Below are 13,456 nucleotides of genomic sequence, written 5' to 3' on the forward strand. Positions count from 1 at the left end.
AGGATGGACAGTGAAACAGGGGTGTGTGTTTGGCAAGGATTTACCCTAACCCCCAAGTACCAAGCACTTTTCCAATTTGAGGCTTGATAATAGCGCTCAAGACGGCCCGAGGTTCTTCCCTTCCCGGCCTACACAACATATAGTGGCTGCTAACAACGTGTAGGCAAACACGGCGGGACTTGGGAATACAGGCATGGCACATATCATTGTGGTCGGGAACGAAAAGGGCGGCGCAGGCAAATCAACCGTGTCGATGCATGTGGCCACCGCATTGGCACGGCTGGGGCACAAGGTCAGCACACTCGATCTTGACCTGCGGCAGCGCAGTCTGGGCCGGTATTTCGAGAACCGCTTGAACTTCCTGAACGGCTCGGACCTGTCTCTGCCCAGCCCACGCCACCACGACCTGCCCGAGATTGACGCCAGCGCTCTGCAACCCGGTGAAAACATCTATGACCACCGCCTTTCGGCCGCCGTGGCCGAACTGGAAAGCGATAGCGATTTCATCCTGATCGACTGCCCCGGTTCGCACACTCGACTCAGCCAGGTTGCACATTCGCTGGCCGATACGCTGATTACACCGCTGAACGACAGTTTCATCGATTTTGACCTGCTGGCGCGGATCGATTCCAAAGGTGAGAAAATCCTTGGCCCCTCGGTCTATTCCGAGATGGTCTGGAACGCGCGCCAATTGCGTGCACAGGCCGGGCTGAAACCCATCGATTGGGTGGTGGTGCGCAACCGGGTCGGGACCCAGCGCATGGTCAACAAGGAAAAGATGCAACGCGCGATCGAAATGCTGTCACAGCGCATCGGCTTCCGCGTCGCCTCGGGCTTTTCCGAGCGAGTGATTTTCCGCGAGTTGTTCCCGCGCGGACTGACTTTGCTGGACCTCAAGGATATCGGGGTCAAGCAGCTCAATATCTCCAACATCGCCGCACGCCAGGAACTGCGCGACATGATGAAGGAACTGAGCTTGCCGGGTGTAGAGATCGATTTCTAGCCGCGTGGCAGCGTATGCACAGCTAACCAAAGTAAATCCAAGTGCCTTAAGATGCTCTACGTAGCCGCTCAAGTGTAAGCCACTCTCCGTCGCGCGCAGAGTCGGTAAACGCACATTTCCGGAGAACAGCTTGAGATGCCAAATTGTCTGTGTGCACAACCGCGATCACCCGGTAAACCTTGGGGCGTTGGCGCAAATATTCGTCACAGTACTGTGCGACGATCGAACTGGCGTACCCCTTGCCCCAATGCGTCTCACCCAACCAATAGCTGACTTCGGCGCTGCCCGATCCCTTTTCTAGCATACGAACCTGTCCGATTGCGTGCCCATCTTTCTCGATGGCCAACACCTGATGATGATTTTCGTAACCCAGTTCGATCAATTGGGCGGCATCGTCCGCACTGATTGGGCCTGGATAGACCTCCGGCAGATAGCGCCACAGGCGCTCAGAGGAAAGCATCGCCGCATACACTGCCGAGTCCTTCAGATCCCATGCACGGAAGTGAAATGGCCGGGGATTCGGACGCTCGAATGTGCCCAGGATGTCATCCTCACATTCCAGTGGGACCCAGCCTATTTGAATCGGGTCGTAAGCGACCTCGACACCGTTAGTCTGACACCATTTGACTTCACGTTCGGAAAGAACACCCTGCGACCTCAATCTGCGCAGATCAACTGATCTCGTATGCCCGCAGGAGTGTTCAGATCGAATAGATTTGTTTTGAATGTTCATGACGTCCTCCGAGCGAACACACCAACACCAAGTGCTCTGAAACAAGAGACTGCGCCAATTGTTGGATATTCCAACAAAATAGGATAGCCTATTATTCAACAATATTTGATTGGAAAAACCTATTGATCGACATCCAGCTGACATTGAAACAACTGTCCTATTTCCGTACGCTGGCCGACACTGGCCACTACAGGAAAGCCGCCGAGCGTATCGGCATTAGCCAGCCTTCCCTTAGCCTGCAGATTGCTAATTTGGAATCTGTGCTTTGTCTGAACCTCGTCGAACGAGGCCGCGCCGGAGCGATGCTGACGCCTGAAGGACGAGAAATTCTTGAGCAAACCCGAAGCATACTATCTGATGTGATGGCCCTGCAAGAAACACACAATCGGATGAAATCCGAACTTTCAGGAAGTTTTCGCCTCGGCTCATCCCCAACGCTGGGGCCCTATCTGTTGCCGCGCGTTTTTCTGCATTTGCATCAGAACCACCCGGATCTGAGATTGATCGTGCGTGACGGCCCCCCCTCAGAACTGCTGCAAGAACTGCTGAGCGGAATGCACGACGTTATTCTGACGCAACTGCCGGTGAAATCGGCCGATGTTTTTGTTCAGCGATTACTGCGAGAGCCTCTTCATCTGGCTGTGGCCCTCAGCCATCCGCTGGCAAAAAAGGAATACGTAGAAGACGAAGATCTAAAGGGGGAAAACGTTTTGGTCCTGTCGCGGCGCTTCACCCTCCACAGCCAGATCGAAAACCTGACCAAGGAGGTCGGCGCAAATCTGCTGTATGACTATGAAGGCACCAGTTTGGATGCCATTCGTCAGATGACCGCTATGAATATCGGAATCTCATTCCTTCCATCACTTTATGTGGCGTCCGAAGTGCCCAAATTTGGCGGGGACGTGGCACTTGTGCCCTATAGGCCCGGCCGCCTGAATAGGTCGATTGGCCTTGTCTGGCGCGCCTCCAGTGGCCACCATCGCGCATTCAGCTTTATCTCAGACGCCATTCGCAGCGTTGCCAAGACAGATTATTCTGGATTGGTCAGCGTTGAAAAATAGTGGTGTTGACCTCTGGCCTCAAGCTACCGCATTAAGCAGCTGTACAATGGCCAGATCTAGCCAGCTGTTCTGTAGATGGTAAACAACTCTTTTGGTTCAGCCACACCCCGCAACATATAGCGCCCGACCGAAATCAGGTCCTGATCACAAGGATGCGCCGCGCGGGCTACATCGTCGGAAATCAGGATGCGCTGCCCCAGTGACCGATGCATCCCCGCAATTCTGGACGTCTGGTTGACCGCCGGACCAATTACCGTGAAATCCAGCCGACTTTCGGAGCCGATGTTTCCATAGAGGATCTCACCAGAGTGCAATGCCAGCGTATAGTTCGAAACCGGTTGTCCCCGTGAACTCCGCTGAGTGTTCAATTCGGCCATACGCTCTTGCAGCATGGTCGCCGCAGCCAGCGCAGCGCGGGCATCGGCATCGATCTCGCCGACATCAAACATCGCCATGACACCGTCGCCCATGAACTTCAGGATGTTGCCTTCGCATTGATGAACAACATCGACCACCACACCCAGGTAGTCATTCAGCATATCTATAACTTCGATCCCTGGCATCTCTTCTGACAGGCTGGTGAACCCTTCTAGATCGAAGTTCCAGATCACCGCATCAATCTGCTGCAGTGACCCGCGACGGATTTCACCGGACAAGACCCGACGACCGGCATCGCGCCCCAGATAAACCCGCATCAAATCTTTCGACACCCGCGCGTTCGAGGCTGACTTCAGAGCCAGCCCCAGATGCGGTAGCGCCGTATTGATCACATCCAGATCATCGTCGCAGAATCCTTCCGGCGCATTGCTAGACCAGGACATCAAGACGCCGTCGATTGCCTCTTTCGCATCATAGGGATTGCGTTGAGCCGGCACATCAAAGCTGATGCCAGTCGCGTAATAGTCCGTGGCTCCGTTTTCCCGCAACTCGTTTAGCAGAGGAAAGCGGCTGGGTTCGTTCTGGTCGACCAGCCGTTCACGGATAGCATCGATATCTTCGTGCAATACGGCATATAGCGGACTTTGTGTCCAAACTTCACTGGGCTCTTCGGAATACTCGAAGGTTTCCAGATTACTTCCTTTACTGCGGTACCAGCTATAGCCCGTTCCGCCATAGACGGGATGCAAGGCCGGTTGCGCCGCATGAAAGCGCATCAAGGGAACACCAAGATCAACCAAACGGGTGCAATACCCGTCCAAAAGTTCTTGTTTGTCGGCCCCTTCCAGGCCTCGGGTCACCAACCAATCTATCAGATCATGGGATTTTGCCGTTGGGGAATCCGGCGCTGTCATGTGTCGTTCCTGTGTCCGTTATGACGTTGATCTGGGGGCAGCTGTACCGGATTACCAGTACCCTAATCCATTCCGGCCAGACGTCGCAGCATCATGCGCAGCAAAGCGGCCTCACCCGTGGTGAAACGCGATGCCAGTTTCTGATCATAATCCTGCGCGATACCGCTTAACTCGCGATAAACCTTCTGGCCAGCCGAGGTCAGCGATAGCCGCTCAACCCGCCGGTCATTTTCATCCCGCAACCTTTGCAAATATCGGCGCTGTTGCAATCGGCTGACCGCACGGCTGACCTTGGTTTTGTGGATTTTGGCACGCTCAACAATGTCGCGTGCGGTCATCTCACCATGATTGCCAAGATGAAACAGCACCCGCCATTCAGTTCGCAGCATTCCGTAGCGATCCTTGTAAACGCGCTGAAACTCAAGCGAACTTTCCTCGGCCGCCTGATTCAACAGGAACGGCAGGAAATTTCGCAAATCAAACTCATCTTTTTGGTCATTTTTAGGCTGGGTCATCCTTGTTAGTTACAAAATCAACTATTATTCGACAAGTGACAAGTTGAAGGATCACCGGAGACGAGATGAGTTTTGATATCTGGATCACCTATGTGGCGACGGTGTTGCTGCTGATGAGCACACCGGGGCCAAGCCAGTTGCTGATGCTGTCGAACTCGGCAACCAATGGGCTGCGGCGAGGTTTTTTTACCGCTGCGGGGGATTTGACGGCCAATTTCTTTCAAATGTTGGCCGCCGGTCTGGGTCTGGCTGCCCTGATCGCTACGTCCGGGACCGCCTTTACCGTGATCAAGTGGTTGGGCGTGACCTATCTGATCTATCTCGGCGTCAAGCAAATCGTGAAGGCACGCGTTGCCGAAACCAACGATGCGCCACGTGCCAGCCGCAAGGCGCTCTGGATGCAGGGCTTCATCACCTCTGCCGCGAATCCCAAGGCAGTGGTGTTCTTCGCCGCTCTGTTTCCGCTGTTCATCGATGGCGCGCTGCCTTTCTGGCCGCAATTCGCCATCCTCTCGGCCACATATCTGATCATAGACGGGTTGTTTCTGATGGCCTATGGCTCCACTGCCAGTTGGCTGGCCCGGCGCCTGCAGGGGCCGGCAAGGCTTTGGCTCGACCGGATCGGTGGCAGCTTCATGATATTGGCGGCAGCCCTGCTGGGCTTCAAATCCCTGCGCGCCGCCTCGTAACCGAAAGACATAAGGACGCAATATGCCTTTGAAGAAATCCTGGGTCGCATCAGCCAATTCCGCCGACCACCCCTTCCCGCTGAACAACCTGCCTTATGGCGTGTTCTCGACCGAAACCACCGAGCCCCGCTGCGGCGTTGCCATCGGCGACATGATCTTCGACATGACTGCTGCCGAAGCTGATGGATTAATCGCGCTTTCGGATGAGCCGCTGTTCGATCTGCCCTTCTGGAATCCGCTGATGGAAGAAGGCCCTGCCGTATGGGCTGCATTGCGCGACCGCCTATCTACGCTATTGGCTGAAGATTCGGACGAACAGCACAAGATCGAAGGTCTGCTGATCCCGCAGGACGAGGCCGAGATGCACATGCCCTTTGCCGTCAGCGAGTACACCGATTTCTACGCGGGCCGCCACCATGCCCAGAACGTGGGCACCATGTTCCGCGGCCCGGAAAACGCGTTGCCGCCGAACTGGCTGCACATCCCCATCGGCTATAACGGCCGCGCGTCGTCTGTTGTCGTTTCAGGCACGGATATCCGTCGCCCCTGGGGTCAGTTGAAATCGCCCGATCAGGACCTGCCTGCTTTCCTGCCCAGCCGTCGATTTGATATCGAACTAGAGATGGGTGCAATCGTGGGCACACCGTCTGACGGCCCAATTTCAGTGCAGGAAGCCGATGACAACATCTTTGGCTATGTCCTGCTAAACGACTGGTCCGCACGCGATATTCAGGCCTGGGAATACCAGCCGCTGGGGCCATTTCAGGCCAAGGCGACCGCGACCTCGATCAGCCCCTGGATCGTGACCAAAGCGGCGCTGGAACCGTTCCGCTGCGATACGCCCGACCGTGAGTTTGCCCTGCTGGACCACCTGAAGGATTGCGGCCCGATGCTCTATGACATCGATTTGGCCGTGACGATGGCGCCCGAGAATAAAGACGCCACGACCATCGCACGGACCAATTATCGCGAGATGTACTACTCGGCGGCGCAGCAGTTGGCGCATCACTCGACGTCTGGGTGTCCGATGAACACGGGCGACCTGTTGGGGTCCGGCACCATTTCGGGACCGAACAAGCCAGAGCGCGGATCACTTCTGGAACTCAGCTGGGGCGGGAAAGAGCCGCTGACGCTGGACACAGGCGAGACCCGCACCTTCATCGAGAACGGCGACACGCTGACCCTGACCGGCGCAGCCAAGGGCGACGGCTATTCCATCGGGTTCGGCGATTGCACCGGCACTGTGCTGCCCGCACTCGAAAATCCATTCGCCAGAGATTGATGCAGGTCCAGTCCGCATATTCAGAGCGCGCTCTGCCAGTCCTTAACGGCCTCGATGGGATAAAGCAGCATCAGCACGTTCAGCGTCAGACCATCGCGGATCAGCGTGGTGGTCAGGATCTCGAATCCCAGCGCAATGGTGACCGTCATCCAGATCGGCAGGCGACGCGCCAACCAGAACCCCAGCATCATCGCGCCAATATCGGCGATCGAGTTGACGACACTGTCGCCGTAGTAATCCAGCGAGATCGTGACCGCGCGGCAATGTTCGATCACGGCATTGGTGTTCTCGGAAATCTCCCACGCGACTTCTATCAAGGTGGCGATGAACAACCGCCAGCCAACGGCAAGGCGGCGCGCCACCAGCCACAGAAGACCGTAAAACAGAAAGCCATGAATGATGTGGCTGGGCGTGTACCAATCGGTCAGATGCTGCGAGCTTTCGGAACTGAAGGTTTCACCATGCCACAGCTTGACATAACCGCATTTGCAAATCGGTTCGCGGCCCATCCACAGCAGGATGATGGCGCAGGCAATGACAACACAAGCGGTTGCCCAATAAGGCAAAAATCGACGTTCAAACATATGGCGACAACATCATCAAAGCCAGTCGCTGTCCAGAAGGGAAATCACTGATATGGCCAAGGCATTTGCGTCCCAGGGGGACATGTCGGAAAAGAAAATCTCGTTCACCGAGGTGGGCGAAGGGCTCTATGCCTTCACCGCCGAAGGCGACCCGAACTCGGGCGTGATCATCGGCGATGACAGCGTGATGATTGTCGAGGCGCAGGCGACCCCGCGTCTGGCCAACAAGGTGATCGAATGCGTGCGGTCGGTGACTGACAAGCCGATCACCCATGTGGCGCTGACCCATTACCACGCAGTACGCGTGCTGGGCGCGAGCGCCTTTGGTGCGCAACAGATCCTGATGTCGGATATGGCGCGCGCCATGGTGGTTGAACGCGGTCAGGAAGACTGGGACAGCGAATTCCAACGCTTCCCGCGTCTCTTTGAAGGACACGAAAGCATCCCCGGCCTCACATGGCCCACCACCACCTTCAGCGACACAATGACGGTTTATCTGGGCAACCGCCGGATCGACCTGATGCATCTGGGCCGTGCGCATACCGCTGGCGATATCGTCATCCACGTGCCCGATCAGAATGTCATGTTCACCGGTGACATCGTCGAATACCACTCGGCCTGCTATTGCGGCGACGGGCATTTCAGTGACTGGGGCGATACGCTGGATGAGATCAAGTGGTTCGACGTAGACGCTATCGCGCCGGGGCGCGGCGACGCTCTGGTCGGTAAAGACATGGTCAACGCGGCCATCGAAAACACCCGCGATTTCGTGGAAAGCACCTACCGCCCGGCAGCAAAGGTCGCGGCGCGTGGCGGTTCGCTGAAAGAAGCATGGGACGCCGTGCGCGCAGAATGCGACCCGAAATTCGCCGACTATGCGATCTACGAACACTGCCTGCCCTTCAATGTTGCCCGCGCCTATGACGAGGCCCGCGGCATCGACACGCCCCGTATCTGGACCGCCCAGCGCGATCTGGAGATGTGGGAGGCCCTGCAGGGCTAAGAATTCCGGGCCGGATTTGATCCAGATCGTGGCGGCCCGGATTTGACGGTGAAACTCTAACGCAAGACCTCCGGCGCAACTGTGCCGGGGAACAGATGAGGTGCGCCCGATGCGCCAGAAATGGGAGAGAGAGAGTGAACAAGATTTTTGAAGTTCCACTTTATGCCTACGAGGCCAGCCCGGATCAATCCGCGCCAGCGCCCGTGCGCCACAAGGTCATCGTTGTCGGGGCCGGTCCGGTGGGTCTGGCCGCCGCCATCGATCTGGCCCAGCAAGGGGTCGAGGTGCTGGTGCTGGACGACAACGACAAGGTCAGCTTCGGCAGCCGCGCCATCTGTTTTGCCAAACGCCCGCTGGAAATCCTCGACCGTCTGGGTTGCGGGCAGCCGATGGTGGACAAAGGCGTTCTTTGGAACAAGGGCAAAGTGTTCTTCGACGAACGTCAGGTTTACGAGTTCGACCTGCAGCCCGACAGCGGCGATCAGCGCCCGGCCTTCATCAACCTTCAGCAATACTATTTCGAGCAGTTTCTGGTCGACCGCGTCCGCGAATTGCAAGCGCAGGGTGCACCGATCGAAATCCGCGGCCGCAACAAGGTCGAAGCCGTTGGAACCCACCCCGATCACGTCAAGCTTGAGGTCGAAACGCCTGAGGGTTCATACACCATCGAGGCGGATTGGGTCATCGCCTGCGACGGCGCGGGCTCACCCATGCGCGCCATGATGGGTAAGGATTTTGTGGGCCGCGTGTTCGAAGACAACTTCCTGATCGCTGATGTGATCATGGAGGCCGATTTCCCTTCGGAACGCTGGTTCTGGTTCGATCCGCCCTTCAACAAAGGCCAATCTGCGTTGCTGCATAAACAACCCGATGGCGTCTGGCGCATCGATCTGCAACTGGGATGGGATATCGACAAGGAACGCGAAAAGCGCCCGGAAAACGTGATCCCGCGCCTCAAGGCCATGCTGGGCGAGGAGGTAAATTTCGAGCTGGAATGGGTCAGCATCTACACCTTCCAGTGCCGCCGGATGGAGCAATTCCGCCATGGCCGCGTGATCTTTGCCGGTGACAGCGCGCATCAGGTCAGCCCGTTTGGCGCACGGGGCGCAAACTCGGGCGTACAAGACACCGACAACCTGTGCTGGAAACTGAAACTGGTGATTGAGGGCAACGCCCCTGAATCTTTGCTGGACAGTTACGATCAGGAACGCATTCACGGCGCGGACGAGAATATCCTGAACTCGACTCGCTCGACCGATTTCATCACCCCGAAATCGCAGATGTCACGCATCCTGCGCGATGCGGTGCTGGACTTGAGCGAGCACTATGACTTCGCCCGCCCGATGGTGAATTCTGGCCGCCTGAGCGTACCTTGCGTCTATGACGGCTCGTCGTTGAATTCGGCGGATGCGTTGAACGGGCCGACGCAGACGCGTCCCGGAGCGTCCTGTCCCGATGCGCCTTTGGGTGAAGGCTTTCTACTGCCTAAACTGGCTGGACAGTTCACGTTGCTGACCATCGACGCCGATGCACCAGATGAGATCGAGGTCGATGGCATCATCGTCAAACGCCTGGCACTCTCGGTCAAAGACGACCCGACCCTAACGCTGAAGCGCCGCTATTTAGGCGATGCCAGCGGAGCGGTTTATCTGATCCGTCCCGATCAGCACGTGGCCGCCCGCCGCGACACCTACGAAGAAAATGCATTCCGGCACGCGGTGCGCCGCGCCACAGGCAAGGAGTAAGCGACATGGCTGATCTGATCCTCTCATCCAATCTGACCCAGGCAGACGATTTCTATGCCGATCTGGTGGCCGCCCATGAAGGGCTTGAGAAAGCCGAAAGCGATGCGTTCAACGCGCGCCTTGTGCTGGTTCTGGCAAACCACATCGGCGACAACGCGGTGCTGAAGCAGGCGTTGGATGCCGCAGCCCTGAAACAGGAGTAAGCCCATGAAAATCGAACAGATTCACCACGTCGCCTATCGCTGCAAGGACGCGAAAGAGACCGTTGAATGGTACGGCAAGATGCTGAACATGGATTTCATTCTGGCGATTGCCGAAGACCATGTGCCCTCCACCCATGAACCTGATCCCTACATGCACCTGTTTCTGGATGCCGGAAATGGCAATGTGCTGGCGTTTTTTGAGCTGCCTACCAAGCCGGAAATGGGGCGCGATCCCAACACGCCGATTTGGGTGCAGCACATCGCATTCAAGGTGAAGGACCGTGATGAGCTGATCGCATTCAAGGACCATCTCGAAGCCAACGGCGTCGAGGTTCTGGGTGTCACGGATCATTCGATCTTTCATTCGATCTATTTCTTCGATCCGAACGGTCACCGGGTGGAACTGGCTTGCCCCGACCCCGAGGAAGAGGCCATGCTGGCCCGGCTGGATTCGGTCAAATGGGATATGCTCGAAGAATGGTCGCGCACCAAACGAGCCCCTCAGCATGCCGACTGGCTGCATGCCAAGGAACTAAGCAAAGGCTAACCATCGTATGTCCGAAGTGGTTCTGTTTGATTACTGGCGTTCGTCCGCCAGTTACCGGGTGCGGATTGCACTGAATCTGGCTGGGATCACCTACCGCCCGGTCGTCGTGGATCTGGTGAACGGGGCGCATCGCGCCCCGGATCATTTGGACCGCAACCCGCAAGGTCTGGTCCCGGTGCTGGATATCGATGGGGTTCGGTTGACCCAATCGCTGGCGATCATCGATTATCTGGATGAGACCCGCGAACTGGGTTTGCTGCCAACCGATCCGGCCAAGCGAGCCGCGGCGCGGGCATTGGCGCACAGTATCGCGGTGGATATCCATCCGGTCTGCAATCTGTCGGTTGCCAAACATGCCACCGCGCTCACCCAAGGTGCAGGCGACATGCCCGGCGACTGGATGCGTCACTTCATCCGGCCGGGCCTGCTGGCGTTTGAAACGCTTCTGGGTGGCTTTGATCAATCCCCGTTCTGTACCGGCGACACCCCCGGTCTGGCCGATATCTGCCTGATCCCGCAGCTTTATAATGCGCACCGGTGGGAAGTTGATCTATCCGATATGCCACGCCTGACAGCAGTCGAGGCCGTCTGTGCCGAGCATTCGGCCTTTGCCGCAGCCCATCCTGACCTGCACGCTCCGCTCTGAACCGGCGCACAGAGTCTGTGTGGCGGTGCGGGTGCACAAATCCTCGCGCCGTCCTTAGGTTTCTATGCAACGACAGATGGAGAACCCCATGCCCAAGATCACCGGCTACCACGCCCATGTCTATTTCGACGCCGACACTCAGGACACGGCACGGCAGGTCTGTGAAGAGGCCGCGCGTCTGTTTCCCGCTGTCCAGATGGGCCACATGCATGCGCGCAATGTTGGCCCGCATCCGCGATGGAGTTGCCAGCTGGGCTTTCCAGCCGAAGCCTTTGATCAGGTCTTTCCCTGGCTGATCCTGAACCGGCAAGGGCTGACCATCTTTACCCATCCAGAAACCGGCGATCACTTGGCTGATCACCGGGATCGCGCTATCTGGATGGGCGAGATGCTGCCACTTGATCTGTCGATCTTCGATTAAGCCAATTCACGCGCCCGGTCGCGCAGGATGAACTTCTGAATCTTCCCCGTCGACGTCTTGGGCAACGCCCCAAACACAACCGTCTTGGGTGCTTTGAAATGGGCCATATGATCCCGGCAGAAAGTGATGATCTCCGCCTCATTCGCCTCTGCCTGCGGTTTCAATTCAACAAATGCACACGGCGTTTCACCCCATTTCTCATCCGGGCGGGCCACCACCGCCGCCTCCATAACAGCCGGGTGTTTATAAAGCGTATCCTCAACCTCGACCGATGAAATATTCTCGCCGCCCGAGATGATGATGTCCTTGGACCGATCCTTCAGCGCGATGTAGCCATCCGGGTGCATCACGCCCAGATCGCCCGAGGCAAACCACCCGCCTTTGAAGGCTTTGTCTGTCGCCTCAGCGTTCTTGAGATAGCCCTTCATGACAATGTTGCCCTGCATGAATATCTCACCCATGGTTTCGCCATCCGAAGGAACAGGCTCCATGGTTTCAGGGTCTGCGACCATCAAGCCAGACAATGCCACGTATTTCACACCCTGACGCACCTTGAGCGCGGCGCGGTCCTCTGCACCCTTGTCGTTCCATTCGTCCTTCCACGCGCAGACGACGGATGGACCATAAGTCTCGGTCAACCCATAGACATGGGTAACCTCAACACCCATCCCTTCCATCGCTTCGATCACCTTGGCCGGCGGCGGAGCGCCAGCGGTCATCGCCTTGATCTGCTGCGTGAAATCCTTGAGGTGATCCGGTGCATTGGCCAGCATGTTCAGCACGATCGGCGCGCCGCAGAAATGAGTTACGCCCTCTTCTCGGAAGGCGCGATAGATCGGTTCGTCCCGTACGGCGCGCAGGCAGACGGAGGTTCCCGCATTGGCCGCCATCGTCCACGGGAAACACCAGCCGTTGCAGTGGAACATCGGCAAGGTCCACAGATAGACCGAATGCTGCGGCATCCCCCAGGTCAGAATGTTCGATGTTGCATTCAGCGCCGCGCCGCGGTGGTGATAGACTACACCTTTGGGGTTGCCGGTGGTGCCCGAGGTATAGTTCAGCGTGATCGCATCCCATTCATCTGCGGGCAAAGACCAGTCGAACTCTGGATCACCCTCGGCCAACAGAGCCTCATAGGTCAGATCTCCCAATCGCTCGCCACCGTCAAAACTGGCGTCTTCGATGTCGATCACCAGAATGTTGTGATCCACCTGCGCTAACGCCTGTTTCACGACGCCTGAAAACTCGGGATCGACCAGCAGAACCTTGGCTTCGGCATGGTTCAGAATGAAGGCGATGATCGGCGCATCCAGCCTCGTGTTGATCGCGTTCAGCACCGCCCCTGCCATGGGCACGCCAAAATGTGCCTCATACAGCTCGGGGATATTGGCCGCGATGATCGAGACTGTATCGCCCACGCCTACGCCACGCGTAGTCAGCGCGCTGGCCAGACGTCGGCTCCGCGCATAGGTTTCTGCCCAGCTATACCGGCGCTCGCCATACACAACGGATGGGTAATCCGGATACACTGCCGCCGTCCGCTCAAGATAGCTCAGCGGAGACAACGGCGTGAAATTCGCCGGGGTTTTATCCAGATGTTGCTGGTAGATAGGTGTGGCTGTCATCCGGCGATCCTCCCAAACTCGTCAGATTGTCGTATTGAGCACAAAGTTTACGTCATAACAAACCCGTATTAATACGCGTTTGAGCTACACTGGAGATATCCTATGGG

The 13,456-nt window shown here is 57.1% G+C and carries 15 protein-coding genes; 10 read left to right on the top strand and 5 right to left on the bottom strand.

The window, feature by feature from the left end; translation table 11 throughout:
- Positions 1–193 precede the first annotated feature (193 nt).
- On the top strand, positions 194–1,003 hold the full coding sequence (locus tag ACR0NE_RS16165) for a division plane positioning ATPase MipZ (RefSeq protein ID WP_170392673.1): 810 nt from the start codon (positions 194–196) through the stop codon (positions 1,001–1,003).
- Positions 1,004–1,049: 46 nt separating this feature from the next.
- Here ACR0NE_RS16165 and ACR0NE_RS16170 read toward each other — a convergent pair whose 3' ends face one another.
- Positions 1,050–1,736 (bottom strand): GNAT family N-acetyltransferase, encoded by a 687-nt coding sequence (locus ACR0NE_RS16170; RefSeq protein WP_170392674.1) that lies wholly within the window; start codon positions 1,734–1,736, stop codon positions 1,050–1,052.
- A 122-nt stretch (positions 1,737–1,858) separates the two neighbouring features.
- Here ACR0NE_RS16170 and ACR0NE_RS16175 point away from each other — a divergent pair, with 122 nt between their 5' ends.
- Positions 1,859–2,797 (top strand): hydrogen peroxide-inducible genes activator, encoded by a 939-nt coding sequence (locus ACR0NE_RS16175; protein WP_255611813.1) that lies wholly within the window; start codon positions 1,859–1,861, stop codon positions 2,795–2,797.
- Between the two features lie 56 nt (positions 2,798–2,853).
- On the opposite strand, the gene ACR0NE_RS16180 is transcribed toward ACR0NE_RS16175, so the two are convergent.
- Positions 2,854–4,089 carry an adenylate/guanylate cyclase domain-containing protein gene (locus tag ACR0NE_RS16180; RefSeq protein WP_170392675.1) on the bottom strand — a complete coding sequence of 412 codons (1,236 nt, stop codon included), beginning with the start codon at positions 4,087–4,089 and terminating at the stop codon, positions 2,854–2,856.
- A 62-nt stretch (positions 4,090–4,151) separates the two neighbouring features.
- Positions 4,152–4,604 (bottom strand): MarR family winged helix-turn-helix transcriptional regulator, encoded by a 453-nt coding sequence (locus ACR0NE_RS16185; protein ID WP_170392676.1) that lies wholly within the window; start codon positions 4,602–4,604, stop codon positions 4,152–4,154.
- Positions 4,605–4,669: 65 nt separating this feature from the next.
- Between ACR0NE_RS16185 and ACR0NE_RS16190 the strand changes: the two genes are divergently transcribed.
- Both ACR0NE_RS16190 and fahA read left to right on the top strand, forming a co-directional pair.
- Complete coding sequence (locus tag ACR0NE_RS16190) at positions 4,670–5,293, top strand: LysE family translocator (protein ID WP_170597474.1); 624 nt, start codon at positions 4,670–4,672, stop codon at positions 5,291–5,293.
- Between the two features lie 22 nt (positions 5,294–5,315).
- Positions 5,316–6,575 (top strand): fumarylacetoacetase, encoded by a 1,260-nt coding sequence (gene fahA / locus ACR0NE_RS16195; protein ID WP_170513345.1) that lies wholly within the window; start codon positions 5,316–5,318, stop codon positions 6,573–6,575.
- Positions 6,576–6,595: 20 nt separating this feature from the next.
- Here the strand turns inward: fahA and ACR0NE_RS16200 are convergent, their stop codons facing one another.
- Positions 6,596–7,159 carry a DUF2585 domain-containing protein gene (locus ACR0NE_RS16200; RefSeq protein ID WP_170597476.1) on the bottom strand — a complete coding sequence of 188 codons (564 nt, stop codon included), beginning with the start codon at positions 7,157–7,159 and terminating at the stop codon, positions 6,596–6,598.
- A 52-nt stretch (positions 7,160–7,211) separates the two neighbouring features.
- Here ACR0NE_RS16200 and ACR0NE_RS16205 point away from each other — a divergent pair, with 52 nt between their 5' ends.
- From ACR0NE_RS16205 to ACR0NE_RS16230, 6 genes are all read left to right on the top strand, one after another.
- On the top strand, positions 7,212–8,162 hold the full coding sequence (locus ACR0NE_RS16205; protein ID WP_039541551.1) for an MBL fold metallo-hydrolase: 951 nt from the start codon (positions 7,212–7,214) through the stop codon (positions 8,160–8,162).
- A gap of 134 nt (positions 8,163–8,296) precedes the next feature.
- On the top strand, positions 8,297–9,907 hold the full coding sequence (locus tag ACR0NE_RS16210; protein ID WP_170597478.1) for an FAD-dependent oxidoreductase: 1,611 nt from the start codon (positions 8,297–8,299) through the stop codon (positions 9,905–9,907).
- A 5-nt stretch (positions 9,908–9,912) separates the two neighbouring features.
- On the top strand, positions 9,913–10,110 hold the full coding sequence (locus ACR0NE_RS16215; protein WP_170392682.1) for a DUF2783 domain-containing protein: 198 nt from the start codon (positions 9,913–9,915) through the stop codon (positions 10,108–10,110).
- Positions 10,111–10,114: 4 nt separating this feature from the next.
- On the top strand, positions 10,115–10,657 hold the full coding sequence (locus ACR0NE_RS16220) for a VOC family protein (protein ID WP_170392683.1): 543 nt from the start codon (positions 10,115–10,117) through the stop codon (positions 10,655–10,657).
- Positions 10,658–10,664: 7 nt separating this feature from the next.
- Positions 10,665–11,303 carry a maleylacetoacetate isomerase gene (gene maiA, locus ACR0NE_RS16225; RefSeq protein WP_170597480.1) on the top strand — a complete coding sequence of 213 codons (639 nt, stop codon included), beginning with the start codon at positions 10,665–10,667 and terminating at the stop codon, positions 11,301–11,303.
- An 88-nt stretch (positions 11,304–11,391) separates the two neighbouring features.
- The gene (locus ACR0NE_RS16230; RefSeq protein ID WP_170402428.1) at positions 11,392–11,724 is read left to right on the top strand and encodes a DOPA 4,5-dioxygenase family protein; all 333 of its coding nucleotides are present in this window, start codon (positions 11,392–11,394) and stop codon (positions 11,722–11,724) included.
- On the opposite strand, the gene ACR0NE_RS16235 is transcribed toward ACR0NE_RS16230, so the two are convergent.
- Positions 11,721–13,349: an acyl-CoA synthetase gene (locus ACR0NE_RS16235; protein ID WP_170597482.1), complete on the bottom strand. Its 1,629-nt coding sequence runs from the start codon at positions 13,347–13,349 to the stop codon at positions 11,721–11,723. The two genes, ACR0NE_RS16230 and ACR0NE_RS16235, sit on opposite strands and share 4 nt — an antisense overlap.
- Positions 13,350–13,456: the final 107 nt, after the last annotated feature.

The sequence above is a fragment of the Ruegeria sp. C9 genome (genome assembly GCF_056537585.1).

Bases quoted from the DNA above. Each gene is read 5' to 3' on its own strand.
- ACR0NE_RS16190 (WP_170597474.1), top strand. From the start codon at position 4,670: ATGAGTTTTGATATCTGGATCACCTATGTGGCGACGGTGTTGCTGCTG.
- ACR0NE_RS16165 (WP_170392673.1), top strand. From the start codon at position 194: ATGGCACATATCATTGTGGTCGGGAACGAAAAGGGCGGCGCAGGCAAA.
- ACR0NE_RS16215 (WP_170392682.1), top strand. From the start codon at position 9,913: ATGGCTGATCTGATCCTCTCATCCAATCTGACCCAGGCAGACGATTTC.
- ACR0NE_RS16230 (WP_170402428.1), top strand. From the start codon at position 11,392: ATGCCCAAGATCACCGGCTACCACGCCCATGTCTATTTCGACGCCGAC.
- ACR0NE_RS16185 (WP_170392676.1), bottom strand. From the start codon at position 4,604: ATGACCCAGCCTAAAAATGACCAAAAAGATGAGTTTGATTTGCGAAAT.
- ACR0NE_RS16235 (WP_170597482.1), bottom strand. From the start codon at position 13,349: ATGACAGCCACACCTATCTACCAGCAACATCTGGATAAAACCCCGGCG.
- ACR0NE_RS16205 (WP_039541551.1), top strand. From the start codon at position 7,212: ATGGCCAAGGCATTTGCGTCCCAGGGGGACATGTCGGAAAAGAAAATC.
- fahA (WP_170513345.1), top strand. From the start codon at position 5,316: ATGCCTTTGAAGAAATCCTGGGTCGCATCAGCCAATTCCGCCGACCAC.
- ACR0NE_RS16180 (WP_170392675.1), bottom strand. From the start codon at position 4,089: ATGACAGCGCCGGATTCCCCAACGGCAAAATCCCATGATCTGATAGAT.
- maiA (WP_170597480.1), top strand. From the start codon at position 10,665: ATGTCCGAAGTGGTTCTGTTTGATTACTGGCGTTCGTCCGCCAGTTAC.
- ACR0NE_RS16200 (WP_170597476.1), bottom strand. From the start codon at position 7,159: ATGTTTGAACGTCGATTTTTGCCTTATTGGGCAACCGCTTGTGTTGTC.
- ACR0NE_RS16220 (WP_170392683.1), top strand. From the start codon at position 10,115: ATGAAAATCGAACAGATTCACCACGTCGCCTATCGCTGCAAGGACGCG.
- ACR0NE_RS16170 (WP_170392674.1), bottom strand. From the start codon at position 1,736: ATGAACATTCAAAACAAATCTATTCGATCTGAACACTCCTGCGGGCAT.